Origin of the sequence: Aureimonas sp. D3 (assembly GCF_001463805.1) — a bacterium.
Classification (GTDB): Bacteria; Pseudomonadota; Alphaproteobacteria; order Rhizobiales; family Rhizobiaceae; genus Aureimonas; species Aureimonas ureilytica_A.
Window position 1 is genome coordinate 65,741 of sequence record NZ_BBWM01000037.1, and the last position, 16,206, is coordinate 81,946.

The following is a 16,206-nucleotide window of genomic DNA, read 5'->3' on the forward strand; positions in this document are numbered from 1 at the left end:
AGCTCCCCGGCCCGTCAGTTCGTGACCGGCTCGCGCGGGGGAAGGTTCTTTTCCTTCGCGTAGGCGGCGGCGCGGGCGTAGATCGCGTCCTTGAAGAGGGGCCGGTCGCCCTTCAGCCAGTCGGTGAGCGGCACCCACTTCTCGCCGTCCCATTGCTGGATCTTGGCCGCCGGCTGGCCTTCGTGATCCTCGGGCGTGATCTTGATCGGGCTGAGCAGCCCCGTCGCGCCGATCTCCTCGATGCGCTCGGGCGTGAGATCCAGATGCTCGGCGGCCCAGTGGCCTTCTTCGGTGGTCAGCGGGCGGTTGCCGAACTTCGCCTGCCCCGTGCGCAGGATCTCGGTGAAGAGGATCGCCTGCACCAGACCCGCATTGTAATAGACCGAGCCGAATTTCGAGGTGTCCTTCAGATCGCTCTTGCCGGCATCCACGATCTCCTTCTTCAGCGTCTGGCTGATCTTGAAGTCGCTGCCGGGCGGGAAGACGGAGACCGCGAGATAGCCCTTGGCCGATGCCCCCGCCGGGCGCACGTCCTCCTCCGAGCCGGTCCAGATGTCGCCGATGATGCGCTCGCGCGGGAAGCCGACGCGCGCGGCGGTCTTGATGCCGACCGGCGACATGACGCCCCAGGCGCGGAAGAACACCCAGTCGGCCCCGGCGCGCTTGATCTGCTGCCATTGCGCCTGCTGCTGCTCGCCGGGATGGGGCACCGGGATCTGGATATCCTCGAAGCCGTATTTCTTCGCCAGGATCGCCATGGGCTGGATCGTCTCGCGGCCGTAGCCACTGTCGTGATAGAGCGTCGCGATCTTCTGGCCCTTCAGCTTGTCGAAGCCGCCGAGCGTGTTGGCAATGTGCTCGACCACGATCGAGGCTTCGGTCCAGTAGTCGAAGAGAAGCGGGAACTGGTAGGGGAAGACGCTGCCGTCCACCGCGTCGCCGCGCCCGCCGGCCACCGAGATGATCGGCACCTTGTCGATGCGCGCCTTGTCCGAGATCGCGGCGTCGAAGCCGCTGGAGGTGGTGAAGAGCACGGCGAGCGGGGCGTCGGGCTTGCCGTTCTTGTAGCGCTCGTAGCACTCGAAGGCGCGCTCCACCGTATAGGCGGTCTCGCATTCCTCCAGGCGGATCTTCACCCCGTTCACGCCGCCATGGGCGTTGATGTAGTTGAAATAGTCGTTATAGGCGGCCCATTGCGGGATGCCGGAGGGCGCGTAAGCCCCCGTGCGATAGGAGAAGAGCGGGAAGAGCTGCTCTCCCTTGGCGTCCTCGGCGCGGGCCGGGCTGGCCACGAGCGCGGCGGCGAGGCTGATGCCGGCCGCAAGGCCCGCGAGGTGCTTCAGTACGGACATGAGAATTCCCCCTTGGATAGGATGATGGCTGGAAGGGTCAGGCGACGCGGCGCGCGAGGGCTTGCGTGGCCCGGCGCAGGAGAGCGCTGAGGCCGTCCGGCTCCTTGATGAGCAGCCAGATGATGATCGCGCCGAAGATGATATGCTGGAGATTGGCGGCCGCGCCGGGATCGGACAGGAGGCCGAGGCCGCTGGTTCCGCCCAGGCGATCCAGCAGGATGGGCGTGAGCACGATGAAGGCCGCGCCGAGGAAGTTTCCGAAGATCGTCGCCGTGCCGCCGATCAGCACGATGAAGAGAATCTGGAAGGACTTGTCGAGATTGAACGTGTGACCGTCTGCCGTGCCGAGATAGGCGAAGGCCCAGAGCGCGCCGACGATGCCGAGCACGAAGGACGAGACGGCATAGGCCTGAAGCTTGCGACGGGCGACGGGCACGCCGATCACGGCCGCGGCGGTTTCCATGTCGCGGATTGCGGCCCAATCGCGCCCGATCCGGCTGCGCGTCACCGCGAAGGCCAGCGCGATCAGCGCCACGCCGACAGCAGCCACCAGAAGATAGCGCCCGGTCGCGGACTGGAGATCGGCCCCGAAGAGTTCGAGCCGGGGCGCGGAGATGGTCAGCGACTGGCTGTCATTGGAGAACCAGGCATAGTTGGTGAACAGCCATTCGAAGAAGAACTGCGCGCCGAGCGTCGAAGCGCCGAGATAGAAGCCCTTGATGCGCAGGGCCGGCAGGCCGAACAGGGTGCCGGCTGCGGCTGCAAAAAAACCGGCCAGCACCAGCACGATCGGCAGCGGCAGGCCGGGCGCGCGCAGCAAGAGATTGTAGGTCGCGAAGGCCCCGACCGACATGAAGGCTGCCGAGCCGATGGAAACGAGGCCGGCAAAGCCCATCAGAAGGTTCAGCCCGATCCCGGCCAGCCCCATGACGAGGGCGGGAATGATGATGGAGCTGAGCCAATAGTCGCTGGCGAGCGCGGGCACCGCGCCGAAGGTGACGAGGAGCGCGGCGGCCAGGAGCGCCAGCCGGAGCGCCGCGCGGCGCTGGCCGATGTCGAGCCGGGCTTCGCCGGGGAAGATCGTGTCGGAGGCGGACATGAGGCTCAGACCCTTTCGATGGCCTCGTCGCCGAAGAGCCCGGCCGGTCGCACCAGAAGGAAGGCGACCGCGAGGACATAGGCGAACCAGGGGGAGACGGCGCCGCCGACGAGCGGGCCGAGATAGATGTCGGCCAGCGCTTCCGCCGCCCCGACGAGGAGACCGGCGAGGATCGCGCCGGGAATGGAGGAGAAGCCGCCGATGATCAGCACCGGCAGGGCCTTCAGCGTGACCAGCGAGAGCGAATATTGAACGCCCTGCCGCGCGCCCCAGAGAAGCCCGGCGACGAGCGCGACGAGGCCCGCGACGCTCCAGACCACGCGCCAGATCATCGGCAGGCGGATGCCGATGGACTGCGCGGCCAGCGTATCGTCCGCCACGGCGCGCAGCGCGACGCCCATGCTGGTGCGGCTGAAGACGATGGACAGCACGGCGACGAGCGAGAGCGCGATGGCGGCGGCGGTGAGGTCGAACTGGCTGACCAGAATGCCGCCGATCTCGATGCCGACATCCTCGATGCCGAGGTCCAGCATATGGACGTCGGTGCCCATCAGGAGTTGGGCGAGGCCCTCGACCACGAAGGAGAGGCCGAGCGTCGCCATGAAGAGGGTCAGCGCGTCGCGGTTGCGCAAGGGACGCAGCACCAGCCGCTCGATCACGCAGGCCATCAAGACCATGACGAGGGCGGTGAGCCCGAAGGCGGGCGCGAAGGGCACGCCTCGCTCCGTCAGCGTCACGAAGGTGAGCGCGGCGAAGAGGAGCATCGCCCCTTGCGCGAAGTTGAAGACGCCCGAGGCCTTGTAGATCAGCACGAAGCCGATCGCGACCAGCGCATACATGACGCCGGCGAACAGGCCGCCGACCAGGGTTTCCGCGAAGAAGCTCATGGCCGCACCCTCAATGAACCGTGCCGAGATAGGCGGCGATGACGGCGGGGTCGGCGCGCACCTCGTCCGGCCGCCCGTCCGCGACCTTGCGCCCGTAATCGAGCACGACGACATGGTGACTGAGGCCGAGCACGATGCCGACATCATGCTCGATCAGCACGATCGTGGTGCCGAACTGCCGGTTCACAGCCGCGATGGCGCGGCTCATCGCCTGCTTTTCCTCGGCGTTCATGCCGGCCATGGGTTCGTCCAGAAGCAGCAGCCGGGGCTCGGCCACGAGCGCGCGGGCGAGATCGACGCGCTTCTGCGTGCCGTAGGAGAGCGTCGAGACAATGCGGTCGGCCTCGCCCGAGAGGCCCAGAAAGGCCAGCACACGCTCGGCCCGCTCGCGGAAGCGCCGACGCTCCTCGCGGTCTCGGCCGAGATGAAAAACCGCCTCGAAAAAGCCCGCCTTCCCCTCGCGCGAGAGACCCGCCATGACGTTCTCGATCACGCTCAGGCGAGCGAACAGGGCGTTGTGCTGGAAGGTGCGACCGATGCCCAGATGCGCGGCGTCCCCCCGGCGCTGGGCCGCCAGGCGCGCGCCGGCAAAGCGCACTTCGCCGGCATCGGCGCGATAGACGCCGTTGATGACGTTGAGAAGCGAGCTTTTGCCCGCGCCGTTCGGACCGATCAGGGCGCAGATTTCGCCGGGCGCGACATCGAAGCTCAGCGCGTTCAACGCCGTCACGCCGCGAAACGACAGGGACACCCCGTCGAGACTGAGAAGGGGCGCGCCACTCATTCCGCCGCCTCCCGGTGCGCGGCCTGACGCGCCTTCACGGCTTCGATGTCGCGATAGAGGTCGGCCGGGTGGGTCTTGGGCAGGTAGGGTCCGTCGCCGAAGAGCTTCTCGCGCAGCGTGCCGGGGCGATAGGCCGTGGGATAGGCGCCGCGCTTTTGCAGTTCGGGAACGAGCAGATCCACGACCCCCTCGAAGGTTTCGGGCGTCACCGCATAGGCGAGGTTAAACCCGTCCACATCGGTTTCCTCCTGCCATTCCTGCAGGATGTCGGCGAGTGTGGAGGGCGAGCCGACGAAGACGGGGCCGAGCCCGCCGACGCCGCCCCAGCGCGCCAGTTCCTCGATCGTCCAGGCCCGGTCCTTGCCGGCGAAGGTCTCCACCATGGAGACGATGGCATTGGTCTCGACCTTCCGGATCAGATCGCTCGGCGCATACTGGCCGAAATCGATGCCGCTCCAGCCGGACAGGAACACCAGCGAGCCGTCATAGGAGGAATAGCTGCGGTAATCCTCGAAGCGAGCCTCGGCCTTGGCGTCCGTCTCGTCCACGATGACGGTGGTCAGATTGTAGATATAGAGCTTGCGCGGATCGCGCCCGGCGGCGGCCGCCCGCGCCCGGATGTCGGCGACATAGGCTTTCAGGAGGCTCTTGGTGGGCGCGGCCACGAAGACGCATTCGGCATGGGCGGCGGCGAAATTCTTGCCGGGGCCGGATGCGCCCGCCTGATAGAGAACCGGCGTGCGCTGCGGCGAGGGCTCGCAGAGATGGTAGCCCGGCACGTCGAAGAATTGGCCCTTGTGGCCGATCTCGTGGACCTTGGCCGGATCGGCGAAGATGCGCCGCTCGCGGTCGCGCAGCACCGCGCCCTCTTCCCAGCTTCCCTCGAAGAGCTTGTAGAGCACCTCGACATATTCGGCGGCGATCTCGTAGCGATTGTCGTGCGCCTTCAGCCCGCCCTGGCCGACATTCTTCGCCCCGCTTTCCAGATAGGAGGTGACGATGTTCCAGCCGACGCGGCCCTTGGTGTGGTGGTCGGCGGTCGAAAGGCGGCGGGCGAAGGTGTAGGGGTGCTCGAAGGAAGTGGAGGCTGTGATGCCGATGCCCAGATGCTCGGTCGCCAGGGCGATGGGGGCTGCGAGTTGCAGCGGATCGTTGACGGGGATCTGCGCGCCCTGATGCAGCGCGTGGAAGTTCGAGCCCTTGTAGACGTCGTAATAGCCGATCACGTCGGCGATGAAGATGCCGTCGAAAATGCCGCGCTCCAGAATGCGGGCGACATCCTGCCAATAGTCGAGGTCCTTGTAGGTCCAGGAGCGGTCGCGCGGATGCGCCCAGAGGCCGGGCGACTGATGGCCCACGCAGTTCATGTCGAAAGCGTTGAAACGAATATGGCGGGTCATTCCCCTCTCCTTGGCGTCGGCGACCGGGCGGCAGCGGCGCCGGACGAGCCCAAGGGTAGGGAACCGATCCGCATCAGTGCAGTTATTCCATTCTTTTTATGGACTGATAAGGAAACTCTTGTTTCAGCGAATGCGGGCCGGCGCAGAAGAAGCCGGTTTTTCGTCGGACGCGGAACGGCGCGGCGCGCATCCACCGCCGGGATCGGTTGAGCGGGGCGAATCCCGCATCCGGTTTGGCCGCGCCGCTCGGCCGTGTTCGCAGCTCGAAAAAGGAATCCGCGCCGCATTCCGCAAACAGAATAATATACTTTGTTTGTAGACTGTCAGGTTTTAGGCTTCGGGTATCCCGCAGCCGATCCCCGCCGATCGCGCCGCCTCCCGCCTTTCGCGCCCTTTCAGACTCCAGGATTTTCCATGAAGACACTGCTTCTCGCCGGTCTCGCCACGACCCTCCTGTCCTTCGCCTCGCTGGCCCATGCGGGGGCGCTGAAGGTCGGCGTGACGCCCGGCGCCTATGCCGATTCCGTGGCGGCGGCCGCCGAGGAGGCCAAGGCGCAGGGTCTCGATGTCGAGGTGGTGGAATTCTCGGACTGGACGACGCCCAATATCGCGCTGGCCGCCGGGGACATCGACCTCAACTACTTCCAGCACAAGCCGTTTCTGGCCAATGCCGTGAAGGAGCGCGGCTACGAGTTCGCCGATGTGGGCACCGGGACGCTCGCCAATATCGGCCTCTATTCTCTGAAGCATAAGAGCTTCGACGAGATCCCGCAGAACGGAACGGTGGCCATCGCCAACGACCCGGTCAACCAGGGGCGCGGTCTCCTGCTCCTGCAAAAGGCCGGGCTGATCAAGCTGAAGGACGGCGTCGGATTTCAGGGTACGCTGGACGACATCGTGGAGAACCCGAAGAACCTGAGCTTCACCGAGGTAGAGGGGCCGCAGCTCGTGCGCGTCACCGGCGATGTCGATCTGGCGCTCGGCTATCCGCATTTCATCGTGGCGGCGAAGGCCTTCGATCCGGCGGGCGGCCTCATCTATTCCGGTATCGACGACAAGCAGTTCGCCATCCGCTTCGTCACCCGCAAGGACAACGCCGACAATCCAGACATCGCGAAATTCATCCAGATCTACCAGACCTCCCCGAAGGTGCGCTCCGCCATCGGCACGGCCTTCGCCAACGATCCCAAGCTCTACACGATCGCCTGGGAGAAGTGAGGTTTGAGAGCCGGGGACGAAAACTCCAGCCGACCCCGCGAGGTTTCGGCCCCGGCTCCGACAGCCGGTTGGATGCCCCTCTCGTTCGGAGCCGCTGATATGACGGACATGTTCTTCCCCCTCGCTCGCTCGCTGACCGCCGAGCCGAGAGAGGCGCCCGCCCGCCCCGCGCGCAAGCTGCGGGAAGGCGTCGCTGCGCCTCGCCGCGCCGGCTCGGTGCGCTTCGAGAAGATCGGCAAGACCTACCGCGCGGCCGCAGGCGAGGTGAAGGCGCTGAGCGGGATCGACGTCGACATTCCCGAAGGATCGATCTTCGGCATCATCGGGCGCTCGGGGGCGGGCAAGTCCAGCCTTCTGCGCCTCGTCAACCGGCTGGAAGCGCCGACCGAGGGCCGCGTTCTCGTGGATGGCGAGGATATCGCCGCGCTGGGCACGGACGCGCTCGTCGCCTTCCGCCGCCGCGTCGGCATGGTGTTCCAGCATTTCAATCTTCTCTCCGCCAAGACGGTGCGCGAGAACGTCGCGCTGCCGCTCGTGGTCGCCGGCGTTAAGCGCGCGGAGATCGACCGGCGGGTGGCCGAGGTGCTGGCGCTGGTCGGGCTGGAGGGCAAGGAGACGAGCTATCCCTCGCGCCTGTCGGGCGGGCAGAAACAGCGTGTCGGCATTGCCCGCGCGCTGGTCTCGGGACCCGAAATCCTTCTGTGCGACGAGGCGACCTCGGCGCTCGATCCTGAAACGACGCTTCAGATTTTGGCGCTGCTCAAGGACATCAACCGCCGCCTTGGGCTCACCATCATCCTGATCACCCATGAGATGAGCGTCATCCGCGAAATCTGCGACCGCGTTCTGGTGCTGGAGCGCGGCGAGGTCGCCGAGACCGGCCCCGTCTGGCAGGTTTTCGGAAGCCCTAGCCATCCCGCCACGAGGGCGCTTCTGGAGCCGCTCCTGCGCCAGCTGCCGGACGATCTGGCGGCGTCTCTGCGGCCCGCGCCGCGCCGGGGCGAAACCACGCAAGCCCTCATCGAGCTGCGCTATGCCGGCACCGCCGAGCCGGACCTCGCCCTTCTCGCCCGCCATTTTCCGAAGGGCCTGCGGCTTCTGGACGCCTCGCTCGACCGGATCGGCGGGCACAGCCAGGGCCGGCTCCTCGTCGCCGCCACGCTCGGCGACGAGGGCGAGGGGGAGCCGATCACCCTTCCCGATCTCCAGACTCCCGATCTCCAGACGAAAGTTCTCGGCTATGTCTGACGCCATGATCGCCCGCCTTCAGCAGGCGCTGATCGACACGATTTCCATGGTCGGCATTTCGGCCGCGATCGCGCTTCTGGCCGGCATTCCGCTGGCGCTGTTTCTGGTTCTCTCCGCGCCGGGCGGCATCGTCTCCGCGCCGCTCACGCATCGCGTCCTGTCCGCGCTCGTCAACGGTTTCCGCGCGACGCCCTTCATCGTGCTTCTGGTGGCGCTTCTGCCGCTGACGCGCTTCTTGACCGGCACCACGATCGGCGTCTGGGCGGCGATCGTGCCGCTGTCGATCTCGGCCACACCGTTTTTCGCGCGGATCGCGGAAGTGTCGCTGCGCGAGGTGGATGCGGGGCTGATCGAGGCGGCGCAGGCGATGGGATGCCGCCGGCGTCATATCATCCGCCATGTGCTTCTGCCCGAAGCCCTGCCCGGCCTCGTCGGCGGCTTCACGGTGACGCTCGTCACCATGATCGGCGCGTCCGCCATGGCGGGTGCGGTCGGGGCCGGTGGGCTCGGCGATCTCGCCATCCGCTACGGCTACCAGCGCTTCGACACGACCCTGATGCTTGTCGTCATCGTCGTGCTCGTCGCCCTTGTCTCGGCCGTTCAATTCGTGGGCGACCGGGCCGTGCGACGGCTGCGCGAGCGCTGACGCATTTCGAAGCCGACCCCCCAACCGAAACGAACCAAGGCGGATGGCCGGATCATCCGCCGCGCCTTCGCGGCGCGATCCGAGAAAGCCCGACATGACGGCCGCCAAGCCCATTCTTCTCAACGCCTTCACCATGAATTGCGTGGGGCATATCAATCACGGGCTCTGGACCCATCCGCGCGACCGCTCGGCCGACTACACCAAACTTTCGCACTGGACGGATCTCGCCCGAACGCTGGAAGCGGGGCTCTTCGACGCCGTGTTCATCGCCGATATCGTCGGCGTCTACGATGTCTATGGGGGCTCGATCGACCTCACCGCGCGCGAGGCGATCCAGCTTCCCGTCAACGACCCGACGCTGCTCGTGCCGGCCATGGCGGCGGTGACGGAGCATCTGGGCTTCGGCGTCACCGTCAACACGGCGGTGGAGCATCCCTATACGTTCGCGCGGCGCGTCTCGACGCTGGACCATCTGACGGACGGGCGCATCGGCTGGAACATCGTGACGGGCTATCTCGACAGCTCGGCGCGCGCCGTTGGCCGCGACGCCATGGCCGAGCATGACGAGCGCTACGACCGCGCCGACGACTATCTCGCCTTTCTCACCAAGCTCTGGGAAACGAGCTGGGAGGACGGCGCGGTTCGGCGCGACAAGGCCGGGCGCGTTTATGCCGATCCCCGCGCGATCCACGAAATCCAGCATGACGGGCCGTATTACCAGGGGCGCGGCACCCATCTCAGCGAGCCCTCGCCCCAGCGCACGCCCGTTCTGTTTCAGGCCGGTAGCTCAGGGCGCGGGCAGCGCTTCGCCGCGCGCCATGCCGAATGCGTCTTCATCTCGGCCGCCGACCCGGACGCCGCCCGGCGCACCTCGCGCGAGTTGCGCACGGCTGTTGTCGCGGCCGGGCGGCGCGCCGACGACATCAAGATCTTCGTCGGCCTCAGCGTGGTGACCGGCGCGACGGACGGCGAGGCGCAAGACCTCCTGGAGGATTATGTCGGCCACGCCAGCCCGGAAGCGGGGCTCGCGCATTTCGCCGCCGGCAGCGGCATCGACTTCTCGGTCTATGGGCTGGACGACGAGATCAGCTATGGCCCGACCAACGCGATCCAATCCACCACCGCCGCAGCGCGCCGCAAGGGCCTCACCAAGCGCCAGCTTCTCGATGGGCTGAAGCTCGGCGGGCGCTATCCCCTGCTGGTCGGCTCGGGCGATAGTGTAGCCGAAGCGATGATCCGCTGGATCGACGAGGGCGAGATCGACGGGTTCAATCTGACGCGCACCGTCGCGCCCGAATGCTGGCACGATTTCACCCGCTTCGTCGTGCCAGCCTTGCAGGCGCGCAGCCGCTACAAGACGGCTTATGGCGAGGGCACCTTGCGCCATAAGCTGTTCGGATCGGGCGACCGACGCAAGGCGTTTGGCGCTTGAGTCAGGAGCGCCTGTCGCGGTCTATGCGTGAGGCGCGCTTAGTCATCCGGGCAGGAAAAGGACTCCGGCTTGTCGCCGATAAAGCCCGGCAGGGCGCGGGCGGCCGGACTGCGCGCGAGAGCGAGGGCTTCATCCACCATCGCCTTGGATGAGCGGCGCACCTTGTCGATGGGCAGCGAGGGTTGCCGGCGCAGCCAGTCGGCCCAGAGGAACTCGGCGAATTCCTTCTGGCGCATCGCGGCGCGGCAATAGCCGCCCTCCTTGCGAAGACGCCACGCGAGGCTGCGATAGGGATCGTCGGGCATGTCGGCCAGCGATGTCGGCAGATCAGCGGGCGTAATGGCACGGCCGTCCTGATCCTGCAGCCAGACGAGATGATCCCGCGCCAGATCCCGCCAGAACGCCTCGGGCGTCGTGAAGGCGGGGCGCGGGACGACCGAGCAGGAGGCAATCGGTTGACCCGCCAAGGCCATGGCCGCCGCGCCATGGTGATGATCGGTGATATAGAACCCGTCGTCAGGGCCACGGACGATCTTGATCGGATCGTCCTCCAGCTCGCGCCGCGCCTTGTTCGGCTTGTCGCGAATCTTCTCCGCCTTGTGCCGGACCTCGTCCCTCCCGATGGCCCCCTGCAGGGGGTGCAGCACGCGCACGTCGCAGGCGCAGGTTTGGCCCGCCGCCGTGCGCGACGAGCAAGGGGGCGCGTCCGCCCGCGCCGGCGAGACGAGACCGGCCAGCAGCGCGCCCCAGACGACCATTCCCTTCATGCGCGACATTCCCTTTTCCCCCTGCCCTCGACGCCACGTCCATACCACGGGCCGGACGCCGAATGCACAAGTGCGGCGTACCTTGCCGAGCCGTTCCGGGTCCGCTTCACGGACCTTCGAACCCATGGCTGGGGCGGTCAGACCGCGCGAGATCGCGAGCCCGCCATGTCCTCTCGCGGGCTCTCTCGGTCGGCGGCATCTCCCATCGATAGGACACGGATAGGCCGAGCCCGCGCCCGAAAATTCGTATGGCGCCTTTATGCCGATCGGGTCCAATTGAGCGGCGATCCCGAAAGGAGGGCTCGCATGTTCGATCTTCTCTACCTAGCCGTGGGGCTGGGCTTCTTTGCCGTGATGAGCGCCTATGCGCGCTGGGCCGGGCAGGCCTGACGATGTTCGACCTCGTTCTGGGCGGCGCGGTCGCGCTGGCGCTGGCTCTCTATCTCGTCTTCGCTCTGGTTCATCCCGAGCGGTTCTGAGAGTCTGTTTGACAACCCGACCGGGTCGGTCCGGCGGGTCCTTTTCGCCCCTGTTTCGTTGCCAAGCCTCGCCGATGCCACCGGCATCGACTGCGTTTGGCTGATCACAGGGACAAAAATTTCCTCGTCGGTCCTCCGCCGGCGAGTTGTCAAACAGCCTCTAACCGTCCGATCCTTCAAAGGCAGGTGCCATGACCGTTATCGGCTGGCTGCAAATCCTCTTCATTCTGGCGGCCGTGGTCGCCTTCGCGATTCCGCTCGGCACCTATATGTCCAGGGTGTTTGCGGGCGAACGCACGCCTCTCGCGCCCATCCTACGCCCTGTCGAGCACGGGCTGTATCGCCTCGCCGGCATCGACCCGGCCAGGGAGCAGGGCTGGCTCGCCTATTGCCTCGCCATGCTGGCTTTCAACGCCGGCGGCTTCGCGCTGCTCTATGCCATCCTGCGCGCGCAGGCTTTTCTGCCGCTGAACCCGTTGGGCTTTCCCGGCATGTCGGCGGATCTGGCCTTCAACACCGCCGTCTCCTTCGTCACCAACACCAACTGGCAGAGCTATGGCGGCGAGACGACGCTCAGCCCCTTCAGCCAGATGGCCGGCTTGACCGTGCAGAACTTCCTGTCCGCCGCGATGGGCATCGCGGTGGCGCTCGCGCTGGTGCGCGCCTTCGCGCGCTCGGGCGCGGCGATGGTCGGCAACTTCTTCGTCGATACGACGCGGGCCGTTCTTTACGTGCTTCTGCCGCTCGCCATCATCACCGGCCTCGCGCAGGTCGCGATGGGAACGCCGCAGACCTTTGAAACCACCGCCACGGTGCGCACGCTGGAAGGCGCCGACCAGACCCTCGCCCTCGGCCCCGTCGCCTCGCAGCTCGCCATCAAGCAACTCGGCACCAATGGCGGCGGCTATTACAACGCCAATTCGGCGCACCCTTACGAAAACCCCTCGCCGCTCTCCAACGCGCTCACCATCTGGCAGATGCTGGTGGTCTCGGTGGCGCTCGTCTTCGCCTTCGGCCGCCTGATCGGTGACAGGAAGCAGGCCGTCGCGATCCTGTCGGTGATGGGTCTTCTGCTCGTGACGGCGACCGCCGTCTGCTATTGGGCCGAAGCGAAGGGAACGCCGGTTCTCACGGCGGCCGGTCTCGATTCCTCGGGCGGCAACATGGAGGGCAAGGAAGTCCGCTTCGGCGTGGCCGCCTCCAGCCTCTTCGCTGCCGTCACCACGGGCCTGTCGGACGGCGCGGTGAACGCCATGCATGGCTCCTTCACGCCGATCGGCGGCATGGTGCCGATGGTTCTCATCATGCTCGGCGAGGTTCTGCCGGGCGGCGTCGGCTCGGGCCTCTACGGCATTCTGGTGATCGCGGTGATCTCGGTCTTCATCGCCGGGCTCATGGTCGGGCGCACGCCGGAATATCTCGGCAAGAAGATCGAGGCCAAGGAAATGAAGATGGCGATGCTCGCCATTCTGATCCTGCCCGTCGCGATCCTCGGCTTTTCCGCCGTGGCCGCCGTCCTCCCGGTGGCGCTGGCCGGGCTCGGCAATGCCGGCCCGCACGGTCTGTCGGAAATCTACTACGCCTATACGTCGGCGGCGGGCAATAACGGCTCGGCCTTCGGCGGCCTGTCGGCGAACTCGCCCTGGTGGAACACGACGCTGGGTCTCACCATGCTGCTCGGGCGCTTCGCCTATATCGTGCCGGTGCTGGCCATTGCCGGCTCGCTCGCGGCCAAGCCCAAGCTCGCCCCCTCGTCCGGCACGTTCCCGACCCATGGGCCGCTCTTCGTCGGACTTCTGGCCGGCATCATCCTGATCCTCGGCGGGCTCCAGTTCTTCCCGGCCCTCGCCCTCGGCCCCATCGCCGAGCAGGTGCAGATGCTCGCCGGCAAAACGTTCTGACAGGCAAGACCTTCTGACTGGCCAAGGCGGCCCCGTTCGAACCGGGCCGCCCCTTCGATCCGTCATCCATTCTTCGTCGGTTCCCCAAAGGGCCGACCACAAGGAATCCGTTCCATGGCTGCCAAAGCCGCAACCTCCACCTTCCGGCCCGATCTGATCGGCCGGGCCACGATCGACGCTTTCAAGAAGCTCAATCCCGCAGCGCTCCTGCGCAACCCCGTGATTTTCGTGACCGAAATCGTCGCCGCCGTGGTGACGGTCCTGTTCGTGCGCGATCTCGTGGCGGGCAACCCGCTCGCCTTCACCGGCCAGATCATGGCCTGGCTCTGGTTCACGGTTCTCTTCGCCAATTTCGCCGAAGCCATCGCCGAAGGGCGGGGGCGCGCGCAGGCCGACAGTCTGCGCCGCGCCCGCACGGACACGGTCGCCAAGCGCATGGCCTCGCGCACCGACCGCACGAACCTCGCCCCCGTCTCGGCGCTGGATCTCAAGGTCGGCGACTTCGTGCTGGTCGAGACCGGCGATCTCGTGCCGGGCGACGGCGAGATCGTCGAGGGCATCGCGTCGGTCAACGAAGCAGCCGTGACGGGCGAGTCCGCGCCCGTGATCCGCGAGGCGGGCGGCGACCGCTCGGCCGTCACCGGCGGCACCACGGTCGTCTCCGACTGGCTGGTGGTGCGCATCACCGCCGCGCCCGGCTCGTCCTTTCTCGACCGGATGATCGCGCTGGTGGAAGGGGCCGAGCGGCAGAAGACGCCGAACGAGCTGGCGCTCACCATCCTTCTGGTCGGCATGACGCTGATCTTCCTGATCGCGGTGGTGACGCTGACGGGCCTGTCGGCCTATTCCGGCGCGGCCGTGTCCGTGCCGATCCTGGTGGCGCTTCTGGTCACGCTGATCCCGACCACGATCGGCGGCCTCCTGTCGGCCATCGGCATCGCCGGCATGGACCGCCTAATCCGCCACAATGTGCTGGCCATGTCCGGCAAGGCGGTGGAGGCGGCAGGCGATGTCGATACGCTGCTTCTCGACAAGACGGGCACCATCACCTTCGGCAATCGCATGGCCTCGGAATTCGTCGCGGTGCAGGGCATTTCGGAGACCGAAGCCGCCGAGATCGCGGTTCTGGCCTCGCTGGCGGACGAGACGGCCGAAGGGCGCTCCATTCTTGTTCTGGCGCGCGAGAGCTATCGCGTCGCCGTTCCGGAAGTGCAGCCCGAAGGCGCCGAGTTCATCCCCTTCTCGGCCTCGACGCGCCTGTCGGGCGTCGATCTCGGCACGCGGGTCATCCGCAAGGGCGCGGTGGACGCCATCAGGCGCTTCGTGCGCGAAACGGCGGGGCGCGAAGTCGAGGAGCCGGAGGCGTTCCGTCAGGCGGTGGAGCGCATCGCCAAGTCCGGCGGCACGCCGCTGGGTCTGGCCGAAAACGGCCGCTTCATCGGCGTGATCCATCTCAAGGACGTGGTGAAGCCCGACATCAAGGAGCGTTTCGCCGAGCTGCGCCGCATGGGGATTCGCACCGTCATGGTGACGGGCGACAATCCGGTGACGGCCGCCGCCATCGCGGGCGAGGCCGGCGTCGATGATTTCATCGCGGAAGCCACGCCCCAGGACAAGCTGAACTACATCAGAAACGAGCAGCGCCAGGGCCGTCTGGTCGCCATGTGCGGCGACGGCACCAACGACGCGCCGGCGCTGGCCCAAGCCGATGTCGGCGTCGCCATGCAGACGGGCACGCAGGCCGCGCGCGAGGCGGGCAACATGGTGGATCTCGACAGCGATCCGACCAAGCTCATCGAGATCGTCGGCATCGGCAAGCAGCTTCTCATGACGCGCGGCTCGCTCACCACCTTCTCCATCGCCAACGATGTGGCGAAATATTTCGCCATCATTCCCGCGCTCTTCATCGCCGCGATCCCCGAACTCGGCGTGCTCAACGTCATGAATCTGGCGACGCCCGAAAGCGCGATCCTCTCGGCGGTGATCTTCAACGCGCTGGTGATCGTGGCGCTGATCCCGCTGGCGCTGCGCGGCGTGCCCTACCGGGCGATGGATGCGGCCAGCGTCCTGCGCCGCAACCTCGCGATCTATGGCCTCGGCGGAATCCTCGTGCCCTTCGTCGGCATCAAGCTCATCGACATGGCGGTCGCGGCCCTCGGCCTCGCCTGAGATCAGAAGGAGATTCAAACATGCTTTCGCAACTCCGCCCGGCCGTGACGCTTCTGGGAAGCTTCACCCTCCTGCTCGGCATCCTCTATCCGCTGGTCATGACCTCGATCGCCGGCGCTGTCTTTCCGGCCCAAGCCCATGGCAGCGTCGTGATGCGGGACGGACAGGCGGTCGGCTCCTCGCTGATCGGCCAGAGCTTCAAGCAAGACCGCTATCTCCAGCTGCGCCCCTCCGCGGCCGGAACAGGCAACGGATATGACGCGTCTTCGTCGTCGGGCAGCAATCTCGGGCCGACCAGCGCCAAGCTCGCCGACCGCTTGAAGACCGACGGCGAGGCGATGCGCGCCGCCACCGGCGCGAGCACCCTGCCCGCCGACGCGATCACGACGTCGGGCAGCGGCCTCGACCCCGACATTTCGCCCGCCTATGCCGAGCTTCAGGTGGCTCGCATCGCGGGGGCGCGCACCCTGCCCGAGGCCGAGATCCGCCGCGTGATCGCGCAGAACACGCAAGGGCGCAGCTTCGGCTTTCTGGGCGAGCCGCGCGTCAATGTGCTGGCGGTCAATCTCGCATTGGACGCGCTGGCGCCCAAGGGCTGATCGGCGGGCGTCATCTCTGGAAATCAGGAGGCGTCCGGCAGGGCGCCTCTTTAAGAGCGCCTAACAAAATCTCCGGGCGGAGGATGGTCGAGGGATTTTCGTTATGGACGAGAAGCGAAGCGCAGTCGATGCCGGTGGCATCGGCGAGCATTCGCGACGAAGGCCATGGCGGAAAGGCCTGACCAGCCGACCCCGCGAGATTTTTGTTAGGCGCTCTAAGTTGAA

The 16,206-nt window shown here is 66.8% G+C and carries 14 protein-coding genes; 8 read left to right on the forward strand and 6 right to left on the reverse strand.

From position 1 onward, the window contains the following. Window positions 1–14 precede the first annotated feature (14 nt). The 5 genes from AUL36_RS11620 to AUL36_RS11640 are packed head-to-tail and all read right to left on the reverse strand — an operon-like array spanning window position 15 to window position 5,522. Window positions 15–1,352 (reverse strand): ABC transporter substrate-binding protein, encoded by a 1,338-nt coding sequence (locus tag AUL36_RS11620; protein ID WP_062220764.1) that lies wholly within the window; start codon window positions 1,350–1,352, stop codon window positions 15–17. 37 nt (window positions 1,353–1,389) lie between these two features. Beyond that, on the reverse strand, window positions 1,390–2,451 hold the full coding sequence (locus AUL36_RS11625) for a branched-chain amino acid ABC transporter permease (RefSeq protein ID WP_062220767.1): 1,062 nt from the start codon (window positions 2,449–2,451) through the stop codon (window positions 1,390–1,392). A 5-nt stretch (window positions 2,452–2,456) separates the two neighbouring features. After that, window positions 2,457–3,338, reverse strand: coding sequence for a branched-chain amino acid ABC transporter permease (locus AUL36_RS11630; protein ID WP_062220770.1), 882 nt, complete (start codon window positions 3,336–3,338; stop codon window positions 2,457–2,459). A 10-nt stretch (window positions 3,339–3,348) separates the two neighbouring features. Then, on the reverse strand, window positions 3,349–4,122 hold the full coding sequence (locus tag AUL36_RS11635) for an ABC transporter ATP-binding protein (protein ID WP_062220773.1): 774 nt from the start codon (window positions 4,120–4,122) through the stop codon (window positions 3,349–3,351). Next, entirely contained in the window at window positions 4,119–5,522 is a 1,404-nt protein-coding gene (locus AUL36_RS11640; RefSeq protein ID WP_062220776.1) for an LLM class flavin-dependent oxidoreductase, read from the reverse strand. The genes AUL36_RS11635 and AUL36_RS11640 overlap by 4 nt, the downstream gene beginning before the upstream one ends. 414 nt (window positions 5,523–5,936) lie before the next feature. Between AUL36_RS11640 and AUL36_RS11645 the strand changes: the two genes are divergently transcribed. The 4 genes from AUL36_RS11645 (at window position 5,937) to AUL36_RS11660 (ending at window position 10,066) form a co-directional block, all read left to right on the forward strand. Continuing rightward, complete coding sequence (locus tag AUL36_RS11645; RefSeq protein WP_058601296.1) at window positions 5,937–6,740, forward strand: MetQ/NlpA family ABC transporter substrate-binding protein; 804 nt, start codon at window positions 5,937–5,939, stop codon at window positions 6,738–6,740. A 108-nt stretch (window positions 6,741–6,848) separates the two neighbouring features. Further along, window positions 6,849–7,988 (forward strand): methionine ABC transporter ATP-binding protein, encoded by a 1,140-nt coding sequence (locus tag AUL36_RS11650; RefSeq protein ID WP_082655786.1) that lies wholly within the window; start codon window positions 6,849–6,851, stop codon window positions 7,986–7,988. Further along, entirely contained in the window at window positions 7,981–8,634 is a 654-nt protein-coding gene (locus AUL36_RS11655; RefSeq protein WP_062220779.1) for a methionine ABC transporter permease, read from the forward strand. Before AUL36_RS11650 ends, AUL36_RS11655 begins: the two co-directional genes overlap by 8 nt. A gap of 94 nt (window positions 8,635–8,728) precedes the next feature. Further along, a complete protein-coding gene (locus tag AUL36_RS11660; protein ID WP_062220782.1) occupies window positions 8,729–10,066 on the forward strand; it encodes an LLM class flavin-dependent oxidoreductase in 1,338 nt (445 codons plus the stop codon). A 38-nt stretch (window positions 10,067–10,104) separates the two neighbouring features. Here the strand turns inward: AUL36_RS11660 and AUL36_RS11665 are convergent, their stop codons facing one another. Beyond that, window positions 10,105–10,833 (reverse strand): ParB/Srx family N-terminal domain-containing protein, encoded by a 729-nt coding sequence (locus AUL36_RS11665; RefSeq protein WP_210168858.1) that lies wholly within the window; start codon window positions 10,831–10,833, stop codon window positions 10,105–10,107. 392 nt (window positions 10,834–11,225) lie between these two features. Between AUL36_RS11665 and kdpF the strand changes: the two genes are divergently transcribed. The 4 genes from kdpF to kdpC all read left to right on the forward strand — a co-directional run bounded on the left by kdpF (window position 11,226) and on the right by kdpC (window position 15,981). After that, entirely contained in the window at window positions 11,226–11,312 is an 87-nt protein-coding gene (gene kdpF / locus AUL36_RS24990) for a K(+)-transporting ATPase subunit F (protein WP_058601292.1), read from the forward strand. Window positions 11,313–11,503: 191 nt separating this feature from the next. Then, window positions 11,504–13,213 (forward strand): potassium-transporting ATPase subunit KdpA, encoded by a 1,710-nt coding sequence (kdpA, locus tag AUL36_RS11675; RefSeq protein WP_062220786.1) that lies wholly within the window; start codon window positions 11,504–11,506, stop codon window positions 13,211–13,213. Window positions 13,214–13,327: 114 nt separating this feature from the next. Next, window positions 13,328–15,382 (forward strand): potassium-transporting ATPase subunit KdpB, encoded by a 2,055-nt coding sequence (gene kdpB / locus AUL36_RS11680; RefSeq protein WP_062220789.1) that lies wholly within the window; start codon window positions 13,328–13,330, stop codon window positions 15,380–15,382. Between the two features lie 20 nt (window positions 15,383–15,402). Next, a complete protein-coding gene (gene kdpC, locus AUL36_RS11685; protein WP_062220791.1) occupies window positions 15,403–15,981 on the forward strand; it encodes a potassium-transporting ATPase subunit KdpC in 579 nt (192 codons plus the stop codon). The last annotated feature ends 225 nt before the right edge of the window (window positions 15,982–16,206 follow it).